Origin of the sequence: Kineococcus endophyticus, from assembly GCF_040796495.1 — a bacterium.
Taxonomy (GTDB): Bacteria; Actinomycetota; Actinomycetes; order Actinomycetales; family Kineococcaceae; genus Kineococcus; species Kineococcus endophyticus.
Map to the genome: position 1 here is coordinate 1 of NZ_JBFNQN010000019.1, position 11,895 is coordinate 11,895.

General features: G+C 74.3%; 8 protein-coding genes. 4 read left to right on the top strand and 4 right to left on the bottom strand.

Annotated elements, in window-relative coordinates; all coding sequences use genetic code 11:
• The 4 genes from AB1207_RS22530 to AB1207_RS22545 all read left to right on the top strand — a co-directional run.
• Positions 1–450: HNH endonuclease signature motif containing protein (locus AB1207_RS22530; protein WP_367640916.1), on the top strand; the 450-nt coding region annotated here is incomplete at its 5' end.
• Positions 451–566: 116 nt separating this feature from the next.
• Positions 567–1,796, top strand: coding sequence for a thiolase family protein (locus tag AB1207_RS22535; RefSeq protein WP_367640917.1), 1,230 nt, complete (start codon positions 567–569; stop codon positions 1,794–1,796).
• A complete protein-coding gene (locus AB1207_RS22540; protein WP_367640919.1) occupies positions 1,796–3,847 on the top strand; it encodes a 3-hydroxyacyl-CoA dehydrogenase NAD-binding domain-containing protein in 2,052 nt (683 codons plus the stop codon). Before AB1207_RS22535 ends, AB1207_RS22540 begins: the two co-directional genes overlap by 1 nt.
• A gap of 154 nt (positions 3,848–4,001) precedes the next feature.
• Positions 4,002–5,963: a methyl-accepting chemotaxis protein gene (locus AB1207_RS22545; protein WP_367640920.1), complete on the top strand. Its 1,962-nt coding sequence runs from the start codon at positions 4,002–4,004 to the stop codon at positions 5,961–5,963.
• Between the two features lie 47 nt (positions 5,964–6,010).
• On the opposite strand, the gene AB1207_RS22550 is transcribed toward AB1207_RS22545, so the two are convergent.
• The 4 genes from AB1207_RS22550 to AB1207_RS22565 are packed head-to-tail and all read right to left on the bottom strand — an operon-like array spanning position 6,011 to position 11,837.
• Positions 6,011–7,219, bottom strand: coding sequence for an acyl-CoA dehydrogenase family protein (locus tag AB1207_RS22550; RefSeq protein ID WP_367640922.1), 1,209 nt, complete (start codon positions 7,217–7,219; stop codon positions 6,011–6,013).
• Positions 7,216–8,733, bottom strand: a complete 1,518-nt coding sequence (locus AB1207_RS22555) for a long-chain-fatty-acid--CoA ligase (protein ID WP_367640923.1) — start codon at positions 8,731–8,733, stop codon at positions 7,216–7,218. Before AB1207_RS22555 ends, AB1207_RS22550 begins: the two co-directional genes overlap by 4 nt.
• A gap of 52 nt (positions 8,734–8,785) precedes the next feature.
• Positions 8,786–10,240, bottom strand: coding sequence for a GGDEF domain-containing protein (locus tag AB1207_RS22560; RefSeq protein WP_367640924.1), 1,455 nt, complete (start codon positions 10,238–10,240; stop codon positions 8,786–8,788).
• Between the two features lie 52 nt (positions 10,241–10,292).
• Complete coding sequence (locus AB1207_RS22565) at positions 10,293–11,837, bottom strand: GGDEF domain-containing protein (protein ID WP_367640925.1); 1,545 nt, start codon at positions 11,835–11,837, stop codon at positions 10,293–10,295.
• Positions 11,838–11,895 lie beyond the last annotated feature (58 nt).

The following is an 11,895-nucleotide window of genomic DNA, read 5'->3' on the forward strand; positions in this document are numbered from 1 at the left end:
GCCGCCACCTGCGACGCCGACCTGTCCGTCGCGGTCCTGGACCGCCTCGGCCGGCCCCGCTCCCTGCACTCCCAGGACCGGCACGCCACCCCCGCCCAGCGCCTCCTGGTCGCCGAACGCGACCGCGACTGCACCGCCCCCGGCTGCGGCGCACCGGCGTGGGCCTGCCACTACCACCACGTCGTCCACTGGTCCGACGGCGGACCCACCAGCATCGAGAACCTGATCCTGCTCTGCGGCCGGCACCACCGGGCCCTGCACGCCGGACGACTCGAAGCAAGGTTCGCCGAGAACGGGCTCCCGGAGACCCGCACCCTGCACCGCCACCTCGGACGGCTCGCCGACCCCGGACCGTGGACCCGCAACGACCACCCCGGCCTCCTGGCCCGAGCCCGGGAACTCGCCCTCGCCCTCCGAAGCGACGACCCACCCGAGCGCACTGCTGCCTGAGCCGCGGGGCGGAGGGGTGCCGTGGTCCTGGCAGGTGATTACCAGGGACCGCCGGTACCGCTTACCTCGCCCGGCGCGTACGGTGTCGTCGTACACACCCGCGACGAGGAGGTCCTGTGGTCCACACGCCCGCCCCCGGACGGAGCGTCGTCTTCGCCGACGGCGTCCGCACCCCGTTCGGCAAGGCCCGCCCCGACGGCATCCACGCCCAGACGCGCGCGGACGACCTCGTCGTCGCCTGCCTGCGCGAACTGCTGCGCCGCAACCCGTCCCTGCCGCCCGAGCGGATCGAGGAGGTCGCCGTCGCGGCAGCCACCCAGTCCGGCGACCAGGGCCTCGTGCTCGGCCGCAGCGCCGCCCTGCTCGCGGGCCTGCCGGTCACGACGCCCGGGTACGCCATCGACCGCTGGTGCGCCGGCGCCATGACGGCCGTGACGACGAGCGCGGCCTCCATCGCCGTCGGCGCCCTCGACGTGGCGCTGGCCGGCGGCGTCGAGCACATGGGCCACCACCCGCTGGGCGCGGGCATGGACCCGAACCCGCGCTTCCTGACCGAGCGCATCGTCTCCCCCGACGCCCTCGACATGGGCAAGACGGCCGAGGCGCTGCACGACCGGTTCCCGCAGCTGACGAAGGAACGCGCCGACGCCTTCGCCGTCGCGAGCCAGGAGAAGTTCGCCAAGGCCGTCGCGAACGGGCAGGTCGAGGCCGACCTCGTCCCCGTCGCCTCCGCGAGCGCCGAGCTGGGCTGGGGCCTGGCCACCGCCGACGAGCTGGCCCGGCCGGGGACGACGGTCGAGGGGCTGGCCAACCTGCGCACGCCGTTCCGCCCGCACGGTCGCGTCACCGCCGGGAACGCCTCCCCGCTGACCGACGGCGCCACCGCGTGCGTCCTGGCCGCCGAGGACGTCGCCACCGAGCTCGGGCTGACCCCGAAGATGCGCCTCGTCGGGTTCGGGTTCGCCGGCGTCGAACCGGAGGTCATGGGCCTGGGCCCGGTCCCCTCCACGGAGAAGGTGCTGCAGCGCACCGGTTTGAGCATCGACGACATCGGCCTGTTCGAGCTGAACGAGGCCTTCGCCGTGCAGGTGCTCAGCTTCCTCGACCACTTCGGCATCGCCGACGACGACCCGCGCGTGAACCTGTACGGCGGCGCCATCGCCATCGGCCACCCGCTGGCGGCGTCCGGCGTGCGCCTCATGACGCAGCTCGCCCGGCAGTTCTCCGAGCACCCCGAGGTCCGCTACGGGCTGACCGCGATGTGCGTCGGCCTCGGCCAGGGCGGTTCGGTCGTCTGGGAGAACCCGGCCTGGGAAGGTTTCGCGCACGAGGGGACGGCCGCCTGATGACCGTCCACGTCCGCACGCTCGACCTGCCCCGCACCCCCGCCGGGGTGCGCCCCGGGAAGATGGCGCTGCTCACGCTCGACTCCGGCGACCCGCGCCGGCCGTTCGTCCTCGGCCAGCCGGGCCTGGCCGACCTGGAGGCGGCCCTGGACCGCGCCGAGGCGCTCGTGCGCGACGAAGGCGTCGTCGCGCTCGGTGTGACCGGGGTGAACCACGTGTTCTGCGCCGGGGCCGACCTCAAGGCGGTCGCCTCCATCGGCGACCTCGAGGACAGCCGCGCCGTCGGGGCCCTCGGCCACCGCGTCCTGCGCCGCTTCGCCGACGCCGGCGTCCCGACGTTCGCGTTCGTCAACGGCCTCGCCCTCGGCGGCGGGCTGGAGACGGCGCTGCACTGCACGTACCGGACGATCTCCGGCGCCGTGCGCGGCATCGGGCTGCCCGAGGCGTACCTGGGTCTCGTGCCCGGCTGGGGCGGGACGTACCTGCTCCCCCGCCTCGCGGGGCCGGACGTCGCGGTCAAGGTCGCCATCGAGAACGCGCTGGCGAACAACAAGACGCTGTCCGGGCCGCAGGCCTTCCAGGCCGGCGTCGCGGACGCCCTGTTCGAGCCGGCCGACTTCCTCGTGCAGTCGCTGCGCTGGGCCGGGACGGTCCTGCTCGGCGAGACGACGGTGGACCGTGCCGAACCCGCCGACGAGGCCACCTGGGCGGCGGCCGTCGCCCGCGGCCGGGCCGTCGCCGACGCCCGCGTGCACGGGGCTGCGCCCGCGCCGTACCGGACGCTGGACCTCCTCGAGGCCGCGCGCACGAACGACCGGGACACCCACTTCACCGCCGAGGACCAGGCGCTCGCCGACCTCGGGATCTCCCCCGAGCTCAAGGCGGGGCTGTACGCGTTCGACCTCGTGCAGCGCTACGGCCGCAAGCCGACCGGTGCGCCGCAGGTGGATCCCCGCAAGGTGACCTCGGTCGGCGTCGTCGGCGCCGGGCTCATGGCCTCCCAGCTCGCGCTGCTGTTCCTGCACCGGCTGCAGGTCCCCGTCGTCCTCACCGACGTCTCGGCCGAGCGCGTAGAGAAGGGCGTCGGGTTCGTGCGCCAGGGTGTGCAGGACCTGCTGGCCAAGGGCCGGATCTCCTCCGACACGGCCAACCGGCTGTCGGCGTCGGTGTCGGGCTCGGTCGAGAAGTCGGCCCTCGCCGACTGCGACTTCGTCATCGAGGCCGTCTTCGAGGAGATGTCCGTCAAGCAGGACGTCCTGCGCGAACTCGAACCCCTGCTGCGCGAGGACGCCGTCGTCGCCACGAACACCAGTTCCCTGTCGGTCACCGAGATGGCGTCGGTGCTGAAGAACCCCGAGCGGTTCGTCGGGTTCCACTTCTTCAACCCCGTCGCCGTCCTGCCGCTCGTCGAGGTCGTGCGGACGGAGACGACCGACGACGTCGCGCTGGCCACGGCGTTCGCGGTGGGACGCAAGCTGAAGAAGACGTGCGTGCTCGTCCGGGACGCCCCGGCGTTCGTCGTGAACCGCATCTCCACGCGCATGTTCGACGAGGTCGTCAAGGCCGTCGACGCGGGCACGCCGCTGCTGGACGTCGAGCACAGCCTGGACGAGCTGGGACTCCCGATGACCCCGTTCCGGCTGGGGCACTTCGTCGGCCCGGCGGTCATGCTGCACGTCCACGAGACGCTGGCCGCCGCGTTCCCCGACCGCTACACGGTCTCGGACAACCTGCGGCGCTGGGTCGAGGCGGGCGGGCCGGAACTGGTCACCCCGAAGGGCCCGGTCGCGCTGACCGGCGCCCACGAGGGCCTGTTCCGGACCGGGGACTCCCCGCTGACGCGCGAGGAGGTCCTGCGCACCGTGCAGGACGCCCTGGCCGACGAGATCCGCCGCGTCCTCGACGAGGGCGTCGTCGCGGGTCCCGAGGACGTCGACGTGTGCCTCGTCCTGGGCACGGGTCACCCGCTGTTCACGGGTGGGATCACGCCGTACCTCGACCGGGTCGGCGCGAGCGAGCGGGTCACCGGACGCCGCTTCCACCAGGGCTGAGGAGCCCGACCCCCGACGGCCGGCTGCGCGGTGACACCCCTCCCGCGCAGCCGGTCAGCACGTCCTGCACCCGGACGGGTCAAGACCGGCCCCGCGCACGTCGACGTCTGAGGAGACCCTCGAGCAGCGGGGGCCGACCCCGGAGGGCAGGACCGTGCGCAGCATCAGGACGCGACTCGTCGCGAGCACCTCGGCGATGGTCGTCACCACGCTGACGCTCCTCGTCGTCGTCGTGACGGCCAGGAGCGACGCGTTCGGGCAGGAGCAGGCCACCCGCTACACCTCGCAGCTGGCCCAGACCACGGCCGCGCAGGTGCAGCAGGAGCTCGCCGGCGCCGTCCGCACGGTGTCGGACGTCGCGGACTCGATGGCCTCCCTGCACCAGCAGGGCGTCCTGACCCGCCCCGCCGCCACCGACCTCGTGCGCGCCGGGCTCGCCGCGCACCCGGAGTTCGTGGGCATGGGCACCGGCTGGGAACCGAACGCCCTCGACGGCCAGGACGCACGCTTCGCCGGCACCCCCGAGAGCGACGCCAGCGGCCGCCTCATCCCCTACTGGTTCCGCAGCGGCAGCACGCTGGCCGTGACCCCGCTCACCGACCTCGACGACCCGGCCAAGAGCGCCTGGTACTGGACGCCGAAGCAGACCGGGAAGGTCTACTTCACCGAGCCGTACGAGTACGAGGTCGACGGCAAGACGGTCCTCATGTCGACGGCGGCGGCGCCCGTCCTGGACGGGACCACCGTCCTCGGCGTCGTGACGGCCGACCTGGCGCTGACGAGCCTGACGGCCTCGATGGCCGAGGTGAAGCCCTACGGCACGGGGTACGCGTCGCTGCTGACCGACGCGGGCACCGTCGTCACCCACCCCGACGCCGAGCGCCTCGGCAAGGCCGCCGCGGAGGCGACGAAGACCCTTGCGCTGTCCGCGACGACGTCGGGGCAGCCGCGCACCGCCACCCGCACCGACGACGTCCTGGGGCGCGAGGCCCTCGTCGCCGTCGCGCCGGTGCGCGTGGACGACACCCAGACGTGGACGCTGCTCGTCAGCGCGCCGGTGTCCTCCGCGCTGGCCGCCAGCCACTCGCTGCGCACCACGACCGTGGTCCTCGGTCTGCTCGCGGTGCTGCTCGCCGGAGTCGTCAGCTGGTTCATCGGGACCGGCATCGGCCGGCCGGTGCGCCGCCTGCGCGACAGCCTCGCCGAGATCGCCGACGGGGACGGTGACCTCACCAAGCGGGTCGACGCCTCCCGCCGCGACGAGCTCGGGGAGCTCGGCGCCGCCTTCAACCGGTTCGCCGAGTCGATCGCCGGGACCGTCCGCGAGGTGGGCGCCGAGGCCGACGTCCTGAACTCCGCGGCCGGCCGGCTCGACCGGACCAGCCGCGCGCTGGGTTCGGACGTGGCCGAGACCGCGCAGCGCTCCGGGCTCGTGGCCGAGCAGGCCGACGCGGCCAGCGGCGAGGTCACCGGCATCGCCGCGGCCGCCGAGGAGATGGGCGCCAGCATCTCCGAGATCGCCCGCGGCACGCACGAGGCCGCCCGCATCGCCGCCGAGGCCGTGGACGTGGCCCGGTCGACCGAGCAGGCCGTCTCGACGTTGTCCTCCAGCTCCGCCGAGATCAGCGAGATCGTCGCGGCCATCACCTCGATCGCCCAGCAGACGAACCTGCTGGCCCTCAACGCGACCATCGAGGCCGCCCGCGCCGGGGACGCCGGCAAGGGGTTCGCCGTCGTCGCCGGGGAGGTCAAGGAGCTCAGCACCCAGACGGCACGGGCCACCGAGGACATCGAACGCAAGATCGCTGCGCTGCAGCAGGACGTGCAGCAGGCCGCGTCGTCGGTCGCGCACATCGGGACCGTCGTGGACCGCCTCGACGAGATCCAGGCGACGGTCGCGGCCGCCGTCGAGGAGCAGTCGGCCGTCACCGGGGAACTCGCCGGCGGCGTCTCGCGGGCCGCCTCGGCGACCCGGACCATCGCCGGCACGATCGGGGAGGTCGCGCAGGTCGCCGAGCGGACCACCGCGAGCGCGACGGAGACGGACGCGTGCGCGCGTCAGGTCGCCGACACCGCCGACCACGTGCGCGCGCTCATGGGGCGCTTCAAGGTCTGACTCCCCCGCCCCGGGCGGTGCGCCCGGGGACGGAGGAGCGCGCGCCGTCAGGTGAAGCTGGACACGCCCGTGAGGTGACGCCCGACGATGAGGGTCTGGATCGACTCCGTGCCCTCGTAGGTGTGCAGCGCCTCGACGTCGGCCATGTGGCGGGCGACGCGGTGCTCCAGGAGGATCCCGTTGCCGCCGAGCAGGTCGCGCGCCATCGCCGTCACGGCACGCGCCTTGCGGGTCGCGTTGACCTTGGCCAGCGAGGCCTGGGTGTCCGTGAGGCGCCCGGCGTCGGCGAGCTTGCCCACCCGCAGGCAGAACAACTGCATGGCCGTGACCTCGGCGAGCATCTGCACGAGCTTGTCCTGCACGAGCTGGAAGCTCGCCAGCGGCTGCCCGAACTGCTTGCGCTCCAGGGAGTAGGCCAGCGCCGTCTCGTAGGCCGCGGTCGCGTGCCCGAGCGCGCCCCAGGCGATGCCGGCGCGGGTCGCGGACAGGACGCGGCCGGTGTCGCGGAAGCTGCGCGCGCCGGGCAGCTTGTTCGCCGCCGGCACCCGGACCCCTTCGAGCGTGATGGCCGCGTTGTGGATCGCGCGCAGCGACGCCTTGCCCTCGATGACGGTCGCCTCGTACCCGGGCGTCCCGCGCTCGACGAGGAACCCCTGGACCTGACCGTCCTCCCCGCGGGCCCACACGACGCAGACGTCGCAGACGGTCCCGAACCCGATCCAGCGCTTGGCGCCGTCGAGGACGTACTCGTCGCCGTCCCTGCGCGCCGTGGTCCCCAGGGCGACGGCGTCGGAACCGTGGTCGGGTTCGGTGAGGCCGAACGCACCGAGCACCTCCAGCCGCGCCATGGGCGGCAGCCAGCGCTCCTTCTGCTCCTCCGAACCGAGGAACTCGATGGAGCGCATGGCCAGCCCCGCCTGCACCCCGAGCATGGTGGCGAAGCTGCCGTCACCGCGGGACAGTTCCATGGTCACCAGGCCGGCGGCGGTGTGGCTGAGCCGCGGGACGCCCGGTCCCTCGAGCCCGTCGCCGACGAGGTTCAGCTGCCCGTACTCCTTGAGCAGCTCCATGGGCATCTCGGCCCGTTCCCAGTACCCACCGGCGACCGGGATGACCTTCTCGTCGACGAAGGAGCGGACGGTCGCCCACACCTCGCGTTCGGCGTCGGTGAGGTCCGCGGCGATCTCGTAGTAGTCGACGCCCGTGGGGACCGTGTCGCTGGAGGTGCTGGTGCTCGCGTGCTGGGGGGTGCTCATGCCGGGGAGTCCTCCGTCCGTGCAGGGGGTGTGATCTCGCGCTTGAGGATCTTGCCCGTGGGGCCCTTGGGGAGCTCGGACACGATCCAGACCCGCCGCGGGTACTTGTAGGCGGCGAGCTGGGCCTTGACGTGCTGCTGCAGTTCCTCCGGGGTGGCGGACGCGCCCTGCTTCAGGACCACCGCCGCCCCGATCTCCTCGCCCACCAGGGGGTCGGGGAAACCCACGACGGCCGCCTGCTCGACGGCCGGGTGCTCGTAGAGGACCTCCTCGACCTCGCGCGGGTACACGTTGTAGCCGCCGCGGTCGATCATGTCCTTGGCCCGGTCGACGATCGTGTAGTACCCGTCGGCGTCCCGGGTGGCGAGGTCACCGCTGCGGAACCAGCCGTCGGTGATCGCCTGGGCCGTGGCGCTCTCGTTGCGCCAGTAGCCCTTCATGACGTTCTCGCCCTTGATGACGATCTCGCCGACCTCCCCGGGTGCGACCGCGGAACCGTCGGCGGAGCGCAGGTCCATCTCGCACCCGCGGACGGGGACGCCGATCGTGCCGGGTTTGCGCGGGACGTCGGGCAGGTTGAAGGAGGCGACGGGCGAGGTCTCGGACAGGCCGTAGCCCTCGAGGATCATCACGCCGTACTTCTCCTCGAAACCCCGCAGCACCTCGACGGGCAGCGACGCCCCGCCCGAGACGCAGGACCGCCAGGAGGACAGGTCCCGCTGGTCCGCGGTGGGTTCGTTGAGCATCGCCACGTACATCGTGGGGACCCCGGCGAAGTGGGTGACGCGGTCGCGTTCGACGACCGCGAGCGCCGCCTCGGCGGTGAACCGGGGCAGCAGCGTCATGGTCCGGCCCGCCACGAGGGCGGTGTTCATGGCGCAGGTCTGGCCGAACGCGTGGAACAGCGGCAGCGCGCCGAGGATCACGTCGCCCTCGTCCATCTGGACGAGGGACTCCTGCGACGTCACCGCGTTGCTGACGAGGTTGTGGTGGGTGAGTTCGGCGCCCTTGGGTGCCCCCGTCGTCCCGGAGGTGTAGAGGATGACGGCGGTGTCCTGCGGGTCGGGGTCCAGCAGGTCGGCGGCGGGGTCGGGCTCGACGGAGGCGAGCAGGGCCGCGGTCGCGGACGGTTCGACCTCCACGACGCGGGTGGGCGTCCCGACGGCACCGGCGTGCGCCGCCTCGGCCACGGCGTGCCAGACGAGGGCGAGGACGGCCCCGGAGTCGGTGAAGTGGTGGTTCACCTCCCGGCCGCGCAGCAGCGGGTTCATCGGCACGACGACCCCTCCGGCGCGCAGGATCCCGTGGTAGAGCACCGGGAAGTGCGGGACGTTGGGGGCGATGAGGGCGACCCGGTCCCCCCGCCGGACGCCCTGCGCGCGCAGCAGCGCGGCGACGCGCGCGGTGGCGTCGTCGAGGGCGCGCCACGTGAGGGCGTGGTCGTCGAGCCGGACCGCGACGCCGTCGGGACGGGCGCGGGCGTGCTCGGTGAGGATGCTGGCGAAGCTCTGCATGGCGTTCTCCTGCGGACGTCGTCGTCGCTGGTTGCGTGCAGCTTCGCACACGTCAGGCCGCGGAGTGCACCGACCCCGCGCCGCGGTCGGCCGTCCGGGTGCAGGCCCGCCCCGCGTGCTTGGCCGCGTACAGCGCGGTGTCGGCGCGGGCGACGAGGGCGTCCAGCGGTTCGGCGCCGTCCCAGACCGCCAGCCCCGCCGAGAACGACTGCCCCTGCGGGACGACGGCGCGCAGGTCGGCCAGCAGCCGTTCCATCCGCGCCGGGGTGATGCCGGCCGCGAGGACGGCGAACTCCTCCCCGCCCCAGCGGGCCAGGGCGACCCCGGTGCCCGCGAGCGCCGTCCGCCACGCCGTCGCGGCGCCCACGAGCAGGCGGTCGCCCGCGGGGTGGCCGTGGGTGTCGTTGAAGACCTTGAAGCGGTCGAGGTCGAGGAGTCCGACGACGAGGTGGGTGTCGTCGAGCTGGGCCCGGTCGCCCAGGCGCTGCAGCTCGGCGCCGGCGCTGCGGCGGTTGAGCAGACCCGTCAGGGGGTCGGTGCGGGCGAGGTCGGCGAGCTGGGCGGCCTGCTCGCGGACGCGACCGAGCAGGGCGTGCATGCGCAGGACGACGAGCAGGAACAGGACGGTCGAGCCGGCGACGACGGCCCAGACCTGCGGCGGCAGCCCCAGCAGCAGCTGCAGGGCGAGCGTGGCGGGCGCGAGCAGGCTGGCCCCCGTCAGCACGAGCAGCCGGCCGGTGGAGAACTCGGTGGCCCCCTGGGTGGGGGCCGGGTCGGACAGGCGGCGCATCGAGGGGTGCAGCGCGGCGGTCCCCCACAGCACGTACGACGCCTGCCACAGCCAGTCGAACCCGGACCCGTCGTAGGAGCCGAACGACGTCGCGTACTGGTAGACGGAGTCGGCCACGAGCATGACGACGGCGGCCGAGGCGAGCAGGCGGAAGGCGAGCGACCGGTGCCCGGCGGCGGCGAAGACGCGCACGAGGGCGCCGAGCACGACGACGTCGCCCAGCGGGTAGGCCACGGAGACGGCGGCGCCGAGGGGGTCGGCGCCGAACCCGCTCAGCGTGGGCGCGATGAGGAAGGTCCACGACAGCAACCCGCAGCCGACCACGAGGATGGCCGCGTCGATGCCGCCCTCGACGTCGCGGCCGGGACGGGCCTGCTTCGCCAACCGCAGCAGGGCGGCGGCGAGCAGGGGGTAGGCGGCGACGTAGAAGACGTCGGAGGGCCCGGGGAAGCCGCGCAGGTCCAGCACCCACCAGCAGAGCCAGTACGCGACGTCGCCGAGCGCCCACGCGCCCAGGCCCGCGGCGAGCAGCCACCACGCGGACGCCCGCTGCGGGCGGTGCAGCCGGGCCCCGACGGCCGTGGCGATGCCCGCCCCGCAGCTCGTGACGACGAAGAGGCCGTCGTGGACGGGTCCCTGCGGCACGACCTGCACGGTGAGGGCGACCAGGCCGCCGAGGAGCGCGTAGGCGCGCCACGGGGACCGCAGTCCCCGCACGCTCCGCCGCCACCACTCCACGGTCAGCGATCGGCGCGGGCGGGCCGTGGCTTCAGCTCCGCTGCGCAGGTTCCGCCGAACGGCGCACCTGCCGGGCGGGGACCGCGGGGACGAGGGGGACCGCGGGCGCGGCGTCCGGCGCCACGGCCGTCGCCACCGGGTCCGGGGCCCAGCAGGTGCGGTCCCGCCCCGCCGCCTTGGCGGCGTAGAGGGCCTCGTCGGCGGTGGCGACGAGGGTCGCGACGTCCCCACCGGCGCCGGGGTCCCGGCGGGCGGCGCCGGCCGAGAACGTGCGGCCCTCGGGGACGACGTCGCGCATCCGGTCCAGGAGGGCCTCGACCGCGGGCCGGTCCACACCGGCGAGGACGACGAGGAACTCCTCCCCGCCCCAGCGGGCCAGCTGGGCGCCCGTGCCGGCGAGGACCTCACCCCAGGCGCGGGCGGCGCCGACGAGCAGCCGGTCCCCCGCGGGGTGGCCGTGCGTGTCGTTGAACGCCTTGAAGTGGTCGAGGTCGAGGAGGACGACGACGAGGTCGGAGCCCTCCTGGGCGCACCGGCTCAGCATCCGCTGGAGCACGGCGTCGCCGCTGCGGCGGTTGAGCAGACCCGTCAGCGGGTCGGTGCGGGCGAGCGCGCTGAGCTGCTCGGCCTGCACGCGCAGCCGGCGCAGCAGGGTCCACATCCTGGCCACGACCAGGAGGAACAGGACCGCGGACGTGATGGCCACCGCCCACGAGGAGGGGTGCCGCTGCAGCAGGAGCTGCAGCGTGAGGGTCGCCGGCGCCAGGAGGCTCGCACCGGCCAGGAGCAGCAGGCGGCCGCCGCCGAGCTCGCCGCGGCCCGTGCCGGGGCCGGGGTCCGAGAGCCGGCGCATCGAGGGGTGCAGCGCGCAGGCCCCCCACAACAGGTACCCGACCAGCCAGGCCGGGTCCAGGGCCGAACCGTCGTAGCCGACGGCCGCGTAGGCGAGCTGGTAGGAGGCGTCGGCGACGAGCATGCTCACCGCGGCGGCGCACAGCATGACGAAGCTCGGCGACCGGGCCCCGGCGGCCGAGGTGAGGCGCACGAGCATCGCGAGGACGAAGACGTCGGCCACCGGGTACGCGGCCGAGACCGCGCCGCCCAGGAGGTCGTCGGACAGGGTCTGCAGCGCCGGGGCGAGCAGGAACACCCAGCTCAGCAACCCGGCCCCGACGGCGAGGATCGTGGCGTCGATGACGCCCTCGACGTCACGTCCGGGGCGGGCCTTGCGGGCCAGCGCCAGCAGCGACAGGCCCAGCAGGGGGTAGGCGAGCAGGTAGGCGACGTCCGGCGGGGCCGGGTACGCCTGCGAGCCGCCGACGTCGTAGACGAGGACGTACGACACGTCGCCGACGCCCCAGCAGGCCATGCCCGCCGCCATGGCCCACCAGGCGCCTGGCTGGACGGGCCGGTGGACGCGGACGCCGACGGCGATGGCGACGGCGCAGCTGCAGGACACGGCGGCCAGCAGGGCGTCGTGCAGGGTGCCGCTCGTCAGCAGGCAGGCCACCGCCACCGCCCCGCCGAGCAGGAGGTATCCCGCCCACAGGGGCGGACGGCGCGGGACGTGGCTCACCGGGTGAACATCGGCTGTCACGGGGGTGTGCCTGACTGGGCCGTCCGGGGGTCTCCGG